Below are 17,718 nucleotides of genomic sequence, written 5' to 3'. Positions count from 1 at the left end.
AACTGAGGGAGTTTAAGTACATTGCTTCACATTATCTATAATTAATATAACATCAATACTAATAATAGAAATGAATTCCCAGAAAACATGCACTACATTTATTGTAGATACAGAAGTTTGTGTAACGTTACTTTTTTATGTGCGATTTACTCTACCAAAACACATCTCTTTTTATTTAAAATGCTTTAAATTTCAACAAAAAATGGGCATCCAAATCATACGCGATTTGATGCCCCTTTCTTTAAGTTTTTTACAAACTTGTACTCGAAAATAGAATCCGTTACGCCACGGCGAGTTTTTTGTTTAAATCGTTACAGTTTTACAGGTCTTCCTTCTCTTGCTGATTGGTAGATCGCTAAGATTAATTCAAGTGACCTTCTCGCTTCTTCACCAGTTACAAGTGGTTTCCGATTTTCGAATATAGCTTGAACGACGTCTGTATATTGTTTTACGAAGGATTGATTCGATTTTACAATATTCGATGACATATTTTTTTCAATTTCGGTTTGTTTTTTCTCGTATTCCAAGCCACTCTTAAACTTCCATTCCCTCACATGGTCGTTTTCGATGATGACACTTCCGTTAGTACCGAATATATCCAGTGTGGTTGAAAATCCAGGATAAGCTGTTGTATTCCCTTCAATTAAACCAAGTGCTCCCGATTTAAATTTAACCGTCGCAACCGCGATATCCTCCACTTCGATGCGTTCATGCGCACGGGTCGCTGTATAGGCATGAACCTCATCTACTGGACCCATTACATATAAAAGAAGGTCAATATAATGGATCGATTGGTTAATTAATGCACCGCCACCGTCTAATTCCCAAGTACCCCGCCATGCACCACTATCATAATATTCCTGTGAACGATAGATTGTTGTGCGGGCAGCTCCAAAGTTTAATTGACCAAACTCGCCTTCGTTTAATACTTTTTTAACATCTTGAACAGCTTCATCGAAACGATGCTGGAAAATGCAGCTTAAGATGACGTTTGCATGTTTACATGCTTCAATGAGTTGGTTTGTTTTTTCTATGGTTATATCAATTGGTTTTTCTACAACTACATGCTTGCCCGCCTTTGCAGCAGCAATTCCTAATTCAGCATGGGTTCCACTTGGTGTAACGATGGCAACCAAATCGATTCCAGCGTTTGTTAAAAAGTCTTGGTAGTCCGTGTAAGCTTTAAGATTGTATGTATCCGCCAGTTCTTGAACGGTTTCCTTATTGCGTGAGTAGACTGCAACTAGTTCAGCGTTCGTCACTTCTTTAATGCTTTTCATATGAGTATTCGCAATGCTTCCGGATCCAACAATACCGATTTTCAGCTTTTGGGTCATGAAACCAGCCTCCTAAATAATACGATTACACCAATAGTATAGGCACTTTCATTTCAAAATGTAAACGCATATCATTATTAAAAATGAAAAAGGATAAACAACAACTCTTTCGTTTTGTTTACCCTTTCTCGCTACATGTTGTGCTGTAATTATCTTATTTTAAAATCCCCAGAGCTTGTTCTTGCAATAATTTGATATCCCCCTACTCCGATTTCACCCAAAATTCGATTATCTGTTTTTTCGGTGAACTTCATTCCCTCAATTGTTGCATATCCATCTCCCGAGCTACTTTTAAAATCAATTTCCAAGGCATCAGGTATTTGTACAAAGCTTACATCGATGTCACCGCTACTTGCTTCCATAGAAATATCACTTGTTATTTCTTCTGCATCAATTGTAATATCCCCAGAGGATGTGTTAATGTTCAGTTTTTCAGATGTTTGATTATTTGACTCAATATCTCCACTACTCGTAAGGATGTCAATTTCCTTTGCCTCATTATTTATGGCCGTAATATCACCGCTACTCGTTTGAATGTCAAAAGCATTTCCATTCGTATCTTTAACCTTTACATCACCACTTGATGCTTCAAGGTTTAGGCTTCCTTTAATCAAACTATTCTTGATTTCAATATCACCGGATTGGGTTTCAATCGCCATTTCTTTCGTTTCAATGTCTTTTATAGCGATATCTCCTGATGATGCAATAATTTGAAGAGAATCATACATTTTTACTGGGACTTCAACAGTAAGGCTTACATTTGTGAAATTAAACATCATGAATTGGAGCTTGTTTTTCTTTTCCATTGTAATTTCTACTGTATCACCGTCTTCGTCAATATCGAGTTTATATAGTGCTTTACTCTTTTTACCTACCTGCCCTGAAAACTCAACCTCAATCTGATCTTTCTTTGTCGGAATAACATTGACATCAACAGATGGTGAATCAATGATGATATTTGTAATCCCTTTAGCAGAAACCTCTTGTTTTTCATTGACATCTACTGAACTAAACGTAAAAGCCTCCACTCCAGAATTATTCAACGTCATAATTAGGCCTAAAACTCCGGTCAACACAAGTATTAACGCTCCATACATTATTTTTCTCATGGTTTATTCTCCTTTTATTAATCCTATATTCCAATTAACATACATGACAAAAATCTTATAAAGTCCTTTACCCGCTTTTACCATTCCAACACCAAGCATAATGCCGATTCCGCATAGCAGAATCGAAATGAAAAATTCCAAGCTAGTGAACCCTCCAACAAACACCTGTGTCACAACTAAAAGGGGTGATATCACAAAGCAAAAAGACACAATCAAAAGTGAAAAATAGATGGAAATAACCGCAATCGCTGGACCCAATACAAAAATACTGTTAAATAAGATCAAGCTGACTAAAGCAAGAATCATTCGCCCGCTATTTTGATAAGTTTGTTTTTCGACTAAATGGGGTACAGCAGGGTTGGCTTCTAATCCAACCGACTCCACAAAGCTTGAATTCGTGTTTCGATTTTCTTTGGCTACTTCGATTAGATCCTCATATAATTCAAGTAGCTTTTCTCGATCATCAGCTGGCAGCCCTTTCAAACGTTCTTCCAAATCCTGGAGCATTTGGTCTTTATTCATGTTTCTCGTTCCTTTCTAACTTCCTATGACATTATCATACAAAGTAAAAGTCATATGACCAAAGTGAAGTTAGTCACAAAATTGCATGTGAATGATAATCTGACGGAATTAATGACATTTTTTTTCTTTAGACTACTAGAATTACCTAATTTCTTGTAATATAGGTAGAGATAGGAAAAAAGTCTTGTAGATTGAGGTGTAGATATGAAAAAAACAGGCCTTGATTGGATCTGGGTTGATTGGTTTATTTTTTTTCTAAGGCTTTGCTGGTACTTATCCGGCATGCTCTATTTCTATATTAACGCTGACGCTCTAGGCGATTTACCATATTTATTATTTGTTGGTATTTTAACAGTTTGTTATCTTGTACCACATCTGTTTTGGCGGCCTGGTTATAAAAATCCTATCCTATATCCAATCTCCGAGCTCGTCCTTGCAGGTGGAGCATCCATCTATGTAAATATCATTTTAAAAGTGAATTTGAGTACAACCATGATATTAATGTCCTTTTTAATGATTGGCTACCTAGCTACAAAGAAGACTGTTAAATGGGTATTACCAATATTTCTAATTATCTTCCCAATGCCGCGGCTATGGTCACTGGATATTGTTTCTTATTTGCTACAATACTTTGATATCTTTATTTTTTTAGGCTTCGGTATTTGCTTCAATTATGTCATCCAATCACAACGTAGAACAGACCGAATCATTGAGGAAAATAATAAGCAATTTCGGTTGATTCAAGAGCAGAATAGGGTGCTGCAGCAATATGCTGGGCAAATTGAAAAAGTCACTCTGCTCAAGGAACGGAATCGACTTGCAAAAGAGCTTCATGACACCATCGGGCATCATTTTACTTCTGTCACAGTAGGTCTTGATGCAGTTTCTTACTTACTTGAAACGGATATTGAGAAAGCAAAAGAAAGAGTTGAATTATTAGCTAACGTTTCACGTAAGGGCCTACAGGATATTAGAAAGCATATCCATGAAATTGCCCCCTCTGAAAATGAAGAGATGTTATCAATTTTATTAGAACAAATCGCTGTTGATTTCAAAGAGAATACCGATACTGATGTTCAGTTCCATAAGCATGGAACCGAATATCCGGTTTCAAGTTCAGTTAAGCTTGTTTTTATTCGCTGTTTACAGGAATCACTTACTAATGCAAAAAGGCATGGTGCAGCAACAAAGATTGTCATTCATTTTCTAATTTCACATACCGGCATTACTTTATCTGTTGAAAACAACGGTGCCCCAATCGAGACGATCAATCCCGGATTTGGTTTAACAGCAATGAAGGAACGTATAGGAGAATTACATGGGGATCTTACGATTACAAATGGAAAACACCGGGGAGTTAAGTTAACAATTACAGTACCTATAAAGGAGGTAGTCTAAATGAGTATGATTAAACTCCTACTTGTGGATGACCAGGAGCTAATTCGTGAAAGCCTATCGATAGTGTTGGGGATGGATCCTGAAATTGAAATTGTTGGATTGGCGCAAAATGGGATTGAGGCGATTGACCTTTGCGAGCAGCATAACCCAACAATCATTCTTATGGATATTAATATGCCTGAAATGAACGGTATTTCTGCTACCAAAATAATCAAGCAGCGTTGGCCAAATATCAAAATTATTATCTTAACCACCTTCCAAGAGGTGAATCATGTTATTGATGCTTTAAAGATAGGTGCTGAAGGCTATTTGTTAAAAGCGATACATCCAAAGGATTTGCTTTCCGGCATAAAACTGATTCATAAGGGCGGCACACTGCTTCCGCAAGATTTAGCAAAGCTTCTCGTCCAACAAATTAACAGCAACGAAGGCGCTAGTACACAAGAGAACACGACAAGATACAATTTAACAGAGCGTGAAGAAGAGGTTCTTGAATGCCTCGCTTTGGGGCTTAGTAACAAACTTATCGCGCAAAAGTTATTTTTATCAGAAGGTACCGTTAAAAATTACATTTCCAATATTTATCATAAATTAGACGTGAAGGACCGTTTCCAGGCGGCAATAAAAGCGCAGCAGGAAAAGTTAATTTAAGGAACCCAGACATCCTGTGACAACTTCATAACATCATGTGGGCCTAAAAAAACCATCCTGATTAGGATGGCTTGTTCGATTCGGTTATGATTTTCTGTTATTTTTATTTGGTGATTTTCGGGGTTTTGGTGATACTTTTCTTTCCTCGCGAGCGTCCACGATTTCACCTTTGTAAAAGTCCTTTTTACTGAATGAAATCCCAAGTTCATGCCCCATTTTTTTGAGGAAGCTTTCCTCGCGAGCGTTGACGATGGAGATGACTACACCTTTTTTCCCCATCCGACCTGTTCGACCTGAGCGGTGAACATATTGTTCTGTTGTTTTCGGAAAATCAAAATGAATTACATAGGTGACATCCTGAATATCAAGACCCCTTGCGGCTACATCAGTTGTTAGCAATAATGGAATTTTTCCGGCCCGGAAATTTTTCATCGATTGCTGACGTTCTTGTTTTTTCGCTTCTCCCGCAAGGACCGCAACATCGATGTGATTATAGGTTAATTTCGCTTCAATTTCTTCCACCTTATCAAGACTTTTTATAAAAGCAATTGCCTTGTCTGGCTCGGTAAACATAATTTTGCGAAGCACATCGATTTTATCGCGCTGTTCACATAGGAAGTAGATGTGTGACGTGTTCTCCTGACTGAGAGTTTGCTGCACTCGTATTGTCTCCGCGTTGTTCATCAAGGATTTCGCAATCTTTTCAGTTTGCGCAGAGATGGTCGCTGAGAAAAATAGGATTTGGCGATCCCTTAATGTTGATTTTATAATGCTCTGGACATTAGATAAATGCTCATTTGAAACGAGCTGATCTGCTTCATCAACAATCACGGTAGTAACCTCGTGCATTTTCAATTTTTTCAATTTAATTAGTTCAACAATACGGCCTGTTGTTCCAATTACAATTTGCGGACGTTCTTTCAGCTTCTCGACTTGTTTTTTAATATTTGCACCGCCAATGAAAGACGCGCTTACGATATTTGTGCCTCTCGTCCACTTTTTTACCTCATCTGAAATCTGCATGACGAGCTCACGGGATGGAGCAAGGACCACAATCTGGATTCCATTCTTTGTTTCATCAAGCTTTTGGATTGCAGGAAGTAAGTAGGATAGAGTTTTCCCTGTTCCAGTCGGAGATTCGCAAACGACGTCTTTCCCCTCAAGTATTGCGGGAATCGCTTTTTCTTGAATTCCAGTTGGCGCTTCAAATCCAGACTCCTGCCAGACTTCCTGTATAAAAGGTTTCATTTCTTCTAATTGAGACCATTTTGACATTGTTTTGTACCTTCCTTGTTCAGTTCACTATCAAATACGCCTTGCCGTATTTGCGCCCAGATTTTTAGGTCCACACGAGGTGGGTCAAAAAGACGTTGCCACAGGAGGTGGCGTTCTTAGTCTTTGATCCTATGCTCGAAAAGTTACCTTTGAAAATCTGTGGCATCCGCCGGAGGCTTTAACTTTATTAAGTGGAAAATTGAATTCGACTGAATAAAGTTAAATTGACTAGTTTTTATTCTAACTATCTTTTAAGTAAAGTGCAAAAATACTACAATAAAAAATGCCCTTCACGCATGATGAAAGACATTAACAAAACATTGTTCTATTATAATTTTATTGCTTCTTTTACTTTTGCAGAAGGGTCTTGTGAGAAAGTTCCTTTGTACTCTACAACCTCAATCTCGCAGTTTGGCCCAATAATAACGTTATTTCCTCGAACCACTTTAGCGTTTGTATATTCGATATCAATTTCATCTGCCTCGATGATTTCTGTTGTCAAGGAGACTGGATAGACAGATTTGAAAAGATTATTTAGGAAACTAAAAATACCTTTCCTGACCTTAATGATTCGGCCGCCTATTTCTTCAGCGCGGCATTCACCAGCAATGGAGATATCGATTACGTCTGCGTTTAATAAGCCTCCGATTACAAAACCACCTTCGCCCTTAAATTCCTCAGCCTCGCAATCTCCTTCTATTGTCGCTTTTCCTCTAATTCTTATTTCTTCCCCTTTTAAGCTGCCGCCGATTTTCCCTTTGCCTGAAATTTTCATTTTATTTACGGTAGCATCACCATCAATCCCACCCGTTCCTTCAATTGTGAAACGGTCAAATTCGATGGAGCCTTCAATGTTTCCGGTTCCGCTTATTTTTCCTTCATTTCCTCTAATATTTCCTGTAACGATACCAGACCCATTAATTGTAAAATCATTACATTCCACGTTCCCTTGCACATTACCTTTGCCGTTAATTAATACTTTATTGAAGCTGCCACCGCCGGAAGACCCCATTCCGTTAATGATTAAATTTCCGTGATTTTCAACACTCACCATACTTAAACCTCCAATTTAAATTAGTTTAGTTCGCAGTTCTTCGATTTCATTCGCAAAGGCTAACTTGACAATTAACTTTGTTCCTTTTTCAATCACTAAATCAGCAGTACTTTGCACGATAAAACATGTTGAAACTCCATGCTTTCGGATGAACACTAATTCCCCGTAGCTTTGCTTATCTTTCGCAAAATAATCGTTTGAAACTTGAATGACCATTTTTGCTTCTTCAAGACTGATATCTCCTGATTGCAGAAGCCTTTCAACCATATAGACCGTTAAGATTCCTTTAAACTGAAACTCTTCTGGGCTGTCTTTAAACTGTTCTAAGTAGAGATTGATAGTGGTTTCAGAAGCGAGGCCTCGTTTCACCAGTTCCATTTTAGTGAGGTTCATTTCACCAACACTTGGTGAGAACATTTCTGCCATTTCATCAAGGGATAGATTTTCCTTCATTTTTTGAATCCGATCAATTCGCTCTAAGATCCTTTCTTTCGGGAAAAAGGTTTCCTGCCCCGTAAATGTTGATTTTCGAATAAACCATTCCTCAGGAATCAAGTCTTTTCGCTTCCATCTGTAGAGCTGCCCATACGAAATGCCAGTTACTTCAAGTAAGTCTTTTTTCGATAATAACTCTTCACTCATTTCTAAACGGCTCCTTTCTATAAAAACAATGTAACATAACACTGTTACGTTATGCAATACAAAAATAAATAAACTTGTTAATATTTGGTGGAAATGCGTAATCTTCTCCTCCGACCCAGGACTTTTAACCACAAAAAAGCTGAATCGCATTTTAAAGCGATTCAGCTTTTTTGAATTATCTTGCCAACCATCCACCATCAACAGCGAGTGTGTGGCCATTCACGTAATTTGATGCGCTACTTGCTAGGAATACGACTGTTCCCATTAGGTCAGCAGGAGTTGCCCAGCGTGCTGCAGGAATACGTGATAGGATTTCTGCATTGCGTTTTTCATCTGCACGGATTTGTACCGTGTTATTTGTTGCTACATATCCAGGTGCGATTGCATTTGTTTGGATCCCGTATTCAGCAAGTTCGTTGGCAAATGACTTGGTAAGTCCATGAACTGCATGCTTACTCGCTGTATATGGAGGAACGAATTTCCCGCCTTGGAATGAGAGCATGGATGCGATATTGATAATTTTTCCGCTCTTTTGCTCTACCATCACCTTTGCAGCCTCTTGGCTTAAAAAGTATAGTGAGTTTAAGTTAAGGTCGATGACCGCATCCCAATCCTCTTCTTTGTACTCTAGAATTGGAGATCGACGGATTGTTCCTGCGTTATTTACTAAAATGTCCACTTTTCCATATGCTTTTACACATGCCGCTACTACTTCTTTTGCATTTTCACGCTTAGATAAGTCTGTTTGGAAAAATTCGACACGACGACCTTCTTTTTCAATTAATTCCCTTGTTTCGTCCCAGCTAGTGCCATGTGTAGTAATAAAAAGATCAGCTCCAGCCTTTGCTAATGCAACCGCAAAGCCTTGGCCTAGTCCAGTAGCCCCACCAGTTACGATTGCAACCTTCCCTTGTAGTGAGAAAAAGTCCAATGAGAAATCAGATAATTGTGTTGTCATTTCTATGTCCCCCAATTTCGATTATCGTAGATCTTCCATAGGTACAACATCCATGTCAGTGTAAGTGATGTTTTCTCCACACATACCCCAAATGAATGTATAGTTGCTTGTTGCCGTACCAGTATGGATTGACCAGCTAGGTGAAATTGCAGCCTGCTCATTTTTCATTACAAGATGTCTTGTTTCATCTGGTTGACCCATAAAGTGGAATACACGAGTTTCAGGCTCCATATCAAAGTATAGGTATACTTCCATTCGGCGCTCATGTGTATGACATGGCATTGTGTTCCAAACGCTTCCAGGAGAAAGCATCGTCAGACCCATTTGCAGCTGGCAGCTTTCACATACATTCGGATGTACATATTGATAGATTTTGCGCTCATTTAGTGTTCCAGGCTCGCCTGCCTCTAATGGTGTAATTTCATTGATATCAATTTTTACAGTTGGATACTTGTGGTGTGCTGGTGCTGAATTGATATAAAATTTTGCAGGATTGTTCGGATCCTTTGAACGGAATAATACTTCCTTCGTTCCTTTACCAACATATAGTCCATCTTGACGAACCATGTTGTACTCTTCTCCATCAAGGATGACCATACCTTCGCCGCCGATGTTAATAATTCCTAATTCACGGCGCTCTAAAAAGTACTCAACACCTAATTCTTTATCCAGTTTAATTGTTAATTCTTTGTCAGTTGGAGTAACTCCCCCAAAGATCATGCGGTCATTATGTGTGTATGTTAAATGTACGTGTCCAGGCTCAAAAATTGTTTCCACTAAAAATTGCTTTCTTAATTCATCAGTATTAAATCGTTTAATTTCCTCCGGATGGTTTGCATAACGTGTTTCCATTATCATATTCCTCCTAAAAGTAAATTTTTTTATATTTGAATAGCTTTAGCGGACGATTTTACCAGGGGCATTTTTAGCAAATGCTCTGATATCCTCTTCCGAAAAGATATTGCTATCTCCATGAACAGTATGCTTTAATGCAGAAGCTGCAGTAGCAAAGGTGACAATTTGCTCGGGCTCGTCGTGTCCTTCCAAAATTCCAAAAAGAATTCCTGAAGCAAAGGCGTCTCCGCCCCCAACCCTGTCAACAATTTGAGTAATGTCATGTACCCTTGATTGATACAACTCCCCGTTAACAAATACATTACCTTGCAAACGATTGTGTGAAGCAGAAATCACTTCTCTAAACGTAGAATATAAGTATTTGATATTCGGATACATTTCTGTAATCTTTTTATAATAAAAAGCAAGTTTCTGAGAATGATCCAAGGTCGCATCTGCTTCCTCAATTCCCAACAAGTTAAGCGCATCCAATTCTCCACATGAGCAAAAATCAACATATGGTAAAAATGGTTTGATCCCAGCTGAAGCTTCTTCAAGACTCCATAACTTTGCTCTGTAATTAAAATCAAAGCTTGTTGTAACACCTAATTCTTTCGCAACCTTTAAACCTTGTAAGGTTAATTCCTGTAAGGCTTCTGATAATGCCGGGGTAATCCCTGATACATGAAATAAATCAGCACCTTGTAAAATTTCAGCAAAATAAACTTCATCCTTGGACAACTGAGCAAAGCTCGAGCCTTTTCGGTCATATGTGACCTGTGCACTTCTCTCACCTACTCCTGTTTCCAGGTAGTACGTACCGATGCGCTCTCCACCTTTTAAGAGGTAATCGGTTCGAATGCCAAATGAGCGTAAATGGCGTTCATATGCATGACCGAATGGATTGTCTGGTACTTTCCCAACAAAATAGACCTCATAGCCAAAACGTGAAAGAGATGCTCCCACATTTGCTTCAGCTCCACCGTAATTTATGTTTAGCTGATTGGTTTGAAAAAGGCGTTCTCCTAAGTTTGTGGATAAGCGAAGTAAGGGTTCACCAAATACAACAATCTTTTTCATGATTTACGCCCCTCTTGCTTCTTTAACTTTAGCAACATATTGGGCTGCATATTCTGTGATTTTCGCGTAATCACCTGTTTTCGCAGGGGCAACTAGATTCCCGCCTACACCAACAGCTACACATCCATTTTTAATCCATTGATCAATATTATCAAGGCTTACTCCACCTGTCGGCATGATGTTCACCTGTGGGAGTGGGGCTTTAACCGCTTTCACAAAATCCGGTCCAAAGGCATTCCCCGGGAAGAGCTTGATAATATCAGCACCAGATTCAAGGGCACGCTTCATTTCAGTAATGGTCATGCATCCTGGCATGTATGGAATCTGATACAAGTTACATAGTTTAGCAGTTTCCTCATCAAAGCTTGGGCTCACGACAAATTGTGCTCCCGCTAATATAGCAATTCGTGCAGTTGTTGAATCTAAAACCGTTCCAGCTCCGATGACAACGTCACTATTTTTGTAGATGGAGGCTAATTCCTTAATTACCTCGTCAGCACCTTCTACTGTAAAGGTCACCTCGATTCCATTGATTCCACCCTCCACACAGCTTTCTGAGATTTTAACTGCTTCTTCCTTTGAGTCGGCTCGGACAACAGCGACAACGCCGCAATCCGCGATTTTTGAGAGTATGTTTATTTTTTTCATGGTTTCCTCCAAAATCTCTTGACTATTTCCTATTTGGAAATTAAATTTATTATATGGAAACTTATAAGGCTATTATATATAACCATGAAAGGGATTTCAACAGATAGATTAATAATTTTTAAGAATTGAGTAAAAAGTGAGTGATTACCTTGGCAGAAAAGAAGCAACCATATGGCACCGTCTTGATAAAAGCCGACAGTATCTTAAAATACCTGTCCACTACAGACAAGCCTCAAAGCCTTCAGCAAATAGCGAAAGAAACTGAATTAACTAGCCCTACAGCATTAAAAATTTTAGATACTCTCCAATTGATTGGGTATGTGCAAAAGGACGAGGAAACAAAAAAGTTTCGCTTAGGTAGGAGCATTATCAAATACGCCAACAAAGCATTAAACCAAACCGAAATAAAAGACCTTGCACAGCCCTATTTGGAAAAACTAAGGGAACATACAACCGAAACCGTTCATATGGGCATCCTTGACCAATCGAGCATCGTATATATAGCCAAACTTGAAAGCTTCAATCCAGTCTCATTATATTCTCGTGTCGGAAGAGCAATCCCGCTTTATTGTTCTGCAATGGGAAAATCAATCCTAGCCGACCAAACAGACGAACAAATTGAAGATTATTTAAACAATCATACCTTAGAAAAGAAAACCGAAAAAACGATCACTACAAAAGAAGGGTTTATGAAGGAAATCAAAGAAATCCGCAAAAGAGGGTTTGCTTTTGACAATGAGGAACATGAGGCAGATATATTCTGTGTAGGGGCAAGTATCACAGTCGAAGGAAAAAACTATGGCGCATTTAGTGTCAGTGTTCCGAAATACCGCATAACCGATGAATTTATTAACCAAATTATTGAAAATGTCCTTGCATGTAAAAAAGGGATTGAAAATGAATTAGTATAATGCGTAATGGGGACAGGTTCATCGTCCTACCATATTTTTTACAGGGTCAATGGACCTGTCCCTCCGTCCCAATTATAAAAAATATCAAAAAACTTATTGACCTCCTCGCTACTCTCTGTTACTATACCAATATATTAAAAATCCATGACGAGAAAGAGTACGATTGGAATCCTGTTCCCCAGAGAGTCGACAGTTGCTGAAAGTCGATGTTCAGAGCCATCCGAAAATCATCTCAGAGATGCAAAGCCGAAAAAAGTAAGCTTTGACGGGAATCCGCCGTTACAAGGAAGACGTATGTTGGTACGTTAGTGAGCGTCGTGGTCTTTTTTGGCTGCGGAATCTGGGTGGTATCGCGAGTTAACCTCGTCCCTATTTTTAGGGGCGGGGTTTTTTGATTTTGTTGGGACAAGGGACCTGTCCCTCTGTCCCAAAATACTATATAAGGAGAGTAATTCCCATGAAGAAATTAGACACTTTATTTATCGGTTTTATGTTATTTTCAATGTTCTTTGGTGCTGGCAATTTAATTTTTCCACCGTTTTTAGGAGCTGGCGCTGGTACAAACTTTTGGACTGGTATGCTTGGATTTATCGTAACAGGAGTCGGTTTACCTGTTCTTGTTATCTTTGCTGTTTCCCTTGTTAAAGGTGGTGCTCAGGCAATGGGCGATCGAGTTCACCCTGTATTTAGCACAGCTTTTATGGTAGCTGTTTATCTATGTATCGGACCATTTCTTGCAATTCCAAGAAACGCCAACGTTGCGTTCGAAATGGGAATCACCCCATTTTTACCTGAGTCAACAAATACAGCTTTAATCCTATTGCTTTTCTCAGTCGTTTTCTTTGGAATTGTTTATTTTATCAGCTTAAACCCTAGCAAAATGGAACAATATATGGGCCGCTTCATTGCCCCAACCTTGGTAGTTGCAATTGTAATTTTAATTGCTGTTGGATTATTTAAGATTGATACACCGTTCCTTAGTCCATCAGAAGGCTATCAAACAGGTGCGTTTTTCACAGGGTTTCTAGAAGGCTACAACACGATGGACGCTCTTGCCTCATTAGCGTTCGGAATTGTAATCTTAAATTCAATTCAAAAAAAGGGCATCGAAAATCGTTCACAGTTAACAAGGTATACATTTAAGGCTGGAATCATTGCCGGGATCCTTCTATCCGCGATTTATGTTGGAATTGGATTAATTGGTGCAAAGATGGCAGGTCACGGTACGTTTGCAGATGGTACACAAATTTTATCTTCAGCAGCAACGCTTTTATTCGGACAAAGCGGAACGCTACTTCTAGGCTTGATTTTTACATTAGCTTGTTTCACTACCGTTGTTGGACTAACAACCGCTTGTGGCCAGTATTTTTCAAACTTAATTCCAAAGGCAAGCTATAAAACGGTTGTGCTTATTGTGACATTAGTTGGGTTTACCCTTTCAAACCTTGGATTGGCACAGATTTTAAAAGTTTCGGTACCATTCTTAGTGATGACTTACCCACTCCTAATTGTGTTAGTGGTATTAACCTTCTTTAGCCGCTACTTTAAACATGTAAAAGCTGTGTATGGTTCAGCGATGTTATTCACAGGTGTATTTGCACTAATTAGTGGATTAAATGCATTTGGCCTTGATCTTGGACCTGTTCAAGATGTGAAAAATATGCTGCCACTCGCTTCTGCTGGTTTAGAGTGGATTGTTCCCTCTCTAATTGGAACAGCATTAGGGCTTGTATTAAGTCAATTTAGCAAAAACTCAAAATTCGTTGAAGAGGTGGAAATGAAAGCTTCATAAAAAAGTTTGAATAAAAAGGGTACTTGCTTAGTAATAAGTCATTCAAATAATGTGGAGAATCATATATAAACAAGTATAAAAGCAGTGTATTTCACAAGAAATAACACTGCTTTTACCTTTCTTAGAGCAATAGTATTGAAATATTAGATAAAGGGTAGCGATTGCTGAACAAGGCAATCGCTTTTTGTGTTATTTGGGCAAAAAGGTTTTATATAGATTAAGAATATGAATTCGTATAGCTTGCAGAATATACGCGGGAAAATTAACCTTCCCTTTAGTAGTAACCCGATACGATTCTAATTGTATTTATTTTTTCTGTTTTTCAAATAAAAGTAGTTGACACCATAAATAAATTTATGATATTATTAAAAATTTGATAAAAAATTACTTATGTGTTAAGGTTAAGAAGGTTACCATATATGGAGGTGGATTATTTGTTTCAAATTGGCGATAACATTGTTTATCCAATGCACGGGGCAGGTATAATTAAAGCCATAGAAGAAAAGGAAATTTCAGGAGAAAAACAACAGTATTATGTCATAAAAATGTTCATCGGTAATATGCAAGTCATGATTCCTACAGGTAAAATATTGAGTTCAGGTATACGCCCTGTTACTGACATAATTGCATTAAAACACATCATACACATTTTTCACCATGGAGAATCAGATAGAGTACTGCCGTGGAAACAAAGGTATAAAGTGAACACGGACAAAATAAAAACGGGTAAAATACTAGAATGTGCTGAAGTTGTACGTGATTTAAGACGCATGAAGAAAGAAAAAGCACTTAACACAAGCGAAAAAAAAATGTTAGATAACGCACATGATTTTTTGATTGGTGAACTGGGATTAATTAAAGGGATTACTGAAAGTCAAATAAAAAGTTTCGGTTAAGATTATGTATATCACCTCCCAAGAATTTCCTGTTTTTTGGGAATATGTTTTTTATTAAAAGTAAATCTTTTAATAGACCTACAACTACTTCAACCCACCTTTAGAGCTTTAACTTCTTTTGTTATTTCAACAATCTAATCCATTTTTATTATTTTAATTTCTTTTACGAACGTTTTGAAATTTGATCAAATAACTCGATAAAATAGTCAATTGATTTTTACAATCCTGATTCACACTGGCACGGACAAGGATCCGTAAGGATGAAAGAGAGGTAGGGCTTTCATTGTTTTAGGTATACAATATATTATTTTAAGTCATTATTTCTAGAAGAAAAAACAATCAATCTCTATTTCTAATATGTTTTTACATATACTGAGACAGTGAATAGAAATTGTTTATCTTCTTTACGTAGAAGAGAAAAATGAATTGGTAACACCATATGGTCAACTCAAAAATGGTTTCCAGCCAAGGAAACCATTTTTTAATTTCCTAGCGATAGTTGTAGCATTTGTCCCGCAAATCTCGTTATTCTTACCACAATTATTCTGACTGTAAAAAAAGAAAAGGATAGATACCGGGAATTCGGTCTATCCTATTGCTATTCAGTCAGTTCTAATATCTAATAGTTTTTGACGTAACTCAGTTTCCATCGAAGCAAGCTCAAGCTCTGCTTGGCGTCGCTTATTTCGGCCTTCTTCCTGGATGCGTAACGTTTCCTCTAAAGTCGAAATGAGATTTTCCTTAGTTCTCTTCAATGTTTCTACATCGACTAGGCCACGCTCATTTTCTCTCGCAGTTTCAAGTGTATTGCTCTTTAGCATTTCAGCATTCTTCAATAAAAGCTCATTTGTCGTTTTTGAAACTTGTTTTTGTGCTTCTACCGCATTACGCTGTCTGATTAAGGTTAACGCAATTGCCACTTGGTTTTTCCATAACGGAATTGCTGTCATGATTGAGCTTTGAATTTTTTCCACAAGTGCCTGGTTTGTGTTTTGGATAAGACGAATTTGCGGCGCACTTTGAATCGTAATTTCACGGCTTAGCTTGAGGTCATGAACACGTTTTTCGAGGCGGTCCGCAAACTGAACCATGTCATTTACTTCTTGCACCTTCATTTGATCATTTGTTGTTTCCGCTTGTTTCTTTAATTCTGGAATGACTTGCTTATGCATCTCTTCAAGTTTCAGTTCACCCGCGGCAATGTAAACGTTTAACGCATCAAAATAATCTTTATTGTTGTCGTAAAGCTTTTCTAGAATCGCAATGTCGGATAAAAGAACATTTTTACTTCGGTCCAGCTTCACACTGATTCGGTCAATTTGTGCCCCTGTTTTTTGGTATTTTGATAGCACCTCTTGAACGGAATTAGAAACTTTTCCAAAAATCCGTGAAATGACAGATCGTTTTTCAGGACTCAATTCCTCAGGCTTCATGTCATCAAGACGCTTCATGAGGTCCGATATGATTTGCCCAACTTCACCGATATCATTCTTTTGAACATGCTCAAGCATGGTGTTTGAAAATGAAAGCAGCTTGTTTTGCGCTGGTGTTCCATACGAAATCATCGCTTGGTGATTCGTAGGGTCAATTTGTTTCGCAAGCTGGAGTGCTTTTTCCTTATTTTCTTCAGGCAGCACATCTACTAATCGAATAGGCTTCTTATCTTCCTCTTGAGTAAGAATAATTGGATTTGCCTGCTCATCTTTTTTCTCATTAAATGGATTTGCAAGTAATTCATCCATTAAATTTGTCGACTCATATTTCGGAGTTTGTTGTTCACTCATGCTCATTTACCTCCTGTTTTGATCAATGAATTTAGAATCAGTTGCTTGTTTATTCGAGTTCTTTGCTACATCAATTTCGAAATGTAGGTCTTCTATATCATTCGAGAGCATTTTGTGTAAATCCTTCTCAATCGTGTTCGTTAATTCTTCAAGGACCCTGCGTGTTTCATGCAATGACCGCTCAAGTTCGCTATTTTTCTTCGGTTGGGATGAAAGAAAAGCATATTTCTCAGTTAACTCCACTACTGAATCAAGATGCGAAAAATAGAATCGCTCCGCTCGGTAGAAGCGTCTCGGTTCACTCTTCGTCAAGCGATAAATTTTCTTTGTAACACGATGCAGATCGACTCTTTGTTTTAATGACGGGATGTGACGAACGGTAAAAAGGGATTTATTTAGTCGAGCAAGTTTTTTCCTTGCTTCTTTAAGATTTCTCTCAATATATTGATATTCCTTCCTCGTTAGCCGATGTTTTCGTAAAAAGGTTTGTTTTATAATGGCTGACGTACCAAAATAGGCAATCCCGCCGCCTAATAAAGCATATCCAGACGAAAGTAGGAAAGTTTGATCAAAGGCAAAAAAGCTGACTAACCAAACAGTAGCCGTTGTCGGCACTGAAATAAACGATTTAACAATAAAAGCGAGAAACGAATTCATACCATCGACTCCTAACATTTGCGTCATATTATTATATACGGACCAACACGAACGTTGGTTTCAAAAACTTTCGAGGGAAAAATTGGTGGTGCTTTACTGCGTCTCCCACCCTTCTGAAGTTTGCTGATGAATGATTAAACTTCGTTTTGTGCGTTGGGTTCGGTCTTCAT

Annotated in this window: 17 protein-coding genes and 1 other annotated feature; of the genes, 5 read left to right on the top strand and 12 right to left on the bottom strand. The window is 38.1% G+C overall.

The window, feature by feature from the left end; translation table 11 throughout:
- Positions 1-311: 311 nt before the first annotated feature.
- From V7112_RS10565 to V7112_RS10555, 3 genes are all read right to left on the bottom strand, one after another.
- Entirely contained in the window at positions 312-1,337 is a 1,026-nt protein-coding gene (locus V7112_RS10565) for a Gfo/Idh/MocA family protein (RefSeq protein WP_335418823.1), read from the bottom strand.
- A 149-nt stretch (positions 1,338-1,486) separates the two neighbouring features.
- The gene (locus tag V7112_RS10560; protein ID WP_335418820.1) at positions 1,487-2,446 is read right to left on the bottom strand and encodes a DUF4097 family beta strand repeat-containing protein; all 960 of its coding nucleotides are present in this window, start codon (positions 2,444-2,446) and stop codon (positions 1,487-1,489) included.
- Between the two features lie 3 nt (positions 2,447-2,449).
- Positions 2,450-2,968, bottom strand: a complete 519-nt coding sequence (locus V7112_RS10555; RefSeq protein ID WP_335418817.1) for an HAAS domain-containing protein — start codon at positions 2,966-2,968, stop codon at positions 2,450-2,452.
- 204 nt (positions 2,969-3,172) lie between these two features.
- Here V7112_RS10555 and V7112_RS10550 point away from each other — a divergent pair, with 204 nt between their 5' ends.
- Together V7112_RS10550 and V7112_RS10545 are read left to right on the top strand one after the other, a co-directional pair.
- A complete protein-coding gene (locus tag V7112_RS10550; protein ID WP_335418814.1) occupies positions 3,173-4,366 on the top strand; it encodes a sensor histidine kinase in 1,194 nt (397 codons plus the stop codon).
- On the top strand, positions 4,367-5,017 hold the full coding sequence (locus tag V7112_RS10545) for a response regulator transcription factor (RefSeq protein ID WP_335418811.1): 651 nt from the start codon (positions 4,367-4,369) through the stop codon (positions 5,015-5,017). It begins immediately after the preceding gene.
- Between the two features lie 84 nt (positions 5,018-5,101).
- Here V7112_RS10545 and V7112_RS10540 read toward each other — a convergent pair whose 3' ends face one another.
- The 7 genes from V7112_RS10540 to V7112_RS10510 all read right to left on the bottom strand — a co-directional run bounded on the left by V7112_RS10540 (position 5,102) and on the right by V7112_RS10510 (position 11,508).
- Positions 5,102-6,292 carry a DEAD/DEAH box helicase gene (locus tag V7112_RS10540; RefSeq protein ID WP_335418807.1) on the bottom strand — a complete coding sequence of 397 codons (1,191 nt, stop codon included), beginning with the start codon at positions 6,290-6,292 and terminating at the stop codon, positions 5,102-5,104.
- Between the two features lie 328 nt (positions 6,293-6,620).
- Positions 6,621-7,346 carry a polymer-forming cytoskeletal protein gene (locus tag V7112_RS10535; RefSeq protein WP_335418804.1) on the bottom strand — a complete coding sequence of 242 codons (726 nt, stop codon included), beginning with the start codon at positions 7,344-7,346 and terminating at the stop codon, positions 6,621-6,623.
- A 15-nt stretch (positions 7,347-7,361) separates the two neighbouring features.
- On the bottom strand, positions 7,362-7,988 hold the full coding sequence (locus V7112_RS10530) for a YhbD family protein (protein WP_335418801.1): 627 nt from the start codon (positions 7,986-7,988) through the stop codon (positions 7,362-7,364).
- A gap of 175 nt (positions 7,989-8,163) precedes the next feature.
- A complete protein-coding gene (gene kduD / locus V7112_RS10525; protein ID WP_335418798.1) occupies positions 8,164-8,946 on the bottom strand; it encodes a 2-dehydro-3-deoxy-D-gluconate 5-dehydrogenase KduD in 783 nt (260 codons plus the stop codon).
- Positions 8,947-8,967: 21 nt separating this feature from the next.
- Positions 8,968-9,798: a 5-dehydro-4-deoxy-D-glucuronate isomerase gene (gene kduI, locus V7112_RS10520; RefSeq protein ID WP_335418794.1), complete on the bottom strand. Its 831-nt coding sequence runs from the start codon at positions 9,796-9,798 to the stop codon at positions 8,968-8,970.
- Between the two features lie 45 nt (positions 9,799-9,843).
- Complete coding sequence (locus tag V7112_RS10515) at positions 9,844-10,860, bottom strand: sugar kinase (RefSeq protein ID WP_335418792.1); 1,017 nt, start codon at positions 10,858-10,860, stop codon at positions 9,844-9,846.
- A 3-nt stretch (positions 10,861-10,863) separates the two neighbouring features.
- Positions 10,864-11,508, bottom strand: coding sequence for a bifunctional 4-hydroxy-2-oxoglutarate aldolase/2-dehydro-3-deoxy-phosphogluconate aldolase (locus V7112_RS10510; protein ID WP_335418791.1), 645 nt, complete (start codon positions 11,506-11,508; stop codon positions 10,864-10,866).
- Positions 11,509-11,657: 149 nt separating this feature from the next.
- Between V7112_RS10510 and V7112_RS10505 the strand changes: the two genes are divergently transcribed.
- The 3 genes from V7112_RS10505 to V7112_RS10495 all read left to right on the top strand — a co-directional run bounded on the left by V7112_RS10505 (position 11,658) and on the right by V7112_RS10495 (position 15,107).
- Positions 11,658-12,419, top strand: a complete 762-nt coding sequence (locus V7112_RS10505) for an IclR family transcriptional regulator (RefSeq protein WP_335418789.1) — start codon at positions 11,658-11,660, stop codon at positions 12,417-12,419.
- A gap of 135 nt (positions 12,420-12,554) precedes the next feature.
- Positions 12,555-12,793: a binding site (T-box leader), on the top strand.
- An 83-nt stretch (positions 12,794-12,876) separates the two neighbouring features.
- Positions 12,877-14,211, top strand: a complete 1,335-nt coding sequence (gene brnQ / locus V7112_RS10500; RefSeq protein ID WP_335418787.1) for a branched-chain amino acid transport system II carrier protein — start codon at positions 12,877-12,879, stop codon at positions 14,209-14,211.
- A gap of 434 nt (positions 14,212-14,645) precedes the next feature.
- Positions 14,646-15,107: a CarD family transcriptional regulator gene (locus V7112_RS10495; protein WP_335418826.1), complete on the top strand. Its 462-nt coding sequence runs from the start codon at positions 14,646-14,648 to the stop codon at positions 15,105-15,107.
- Positions 15,108-15,709: 602 nt separating this feature from the next.
- Here the strand turns inward: V7112_RS10495 and V7112_RS10490 are convergent.
- A complete protein-coding gene (locus tag V7112_RS10490; protein WP_335418785.1) occupies positions 15,710-16,891 on the bottom strand; it encodes a toxic anion resistance protein in 1,182 nt (393 codons plus the stop codon).
- A gap of 6 nt (positions 16,892-16,897) precedes the next feature.
- The gene (locus V7112_RS10485) at positions 16,898-17,548 is read right to left on the bottom strand and encodes a 5-bromo-4-chloroindolyl phosphate hydrolysis family protein (RefSeq protein WP_335418783.1); all 651 of its coding nucleotides are present in this window, start codon (positions 17,546-17,548) and stop codon (positions 16,898-16,900) included.
- Between the last annotated feature and the right edge of the window lie 170 nt (positions 17,549-17,718).

Source organism: Bacillus sp. JJ1566 (assembly GCF_036962685.1).
Lineage (GTDB): Bacteria > Bacillota > Bacilli > Bacillales > Bacillaceae_L > Ferdinandcohnia.
Note: the sequence above shows the minus strand (reverse complement) of the source record. Positions and strands in the feature narration are given on the sequence as shown.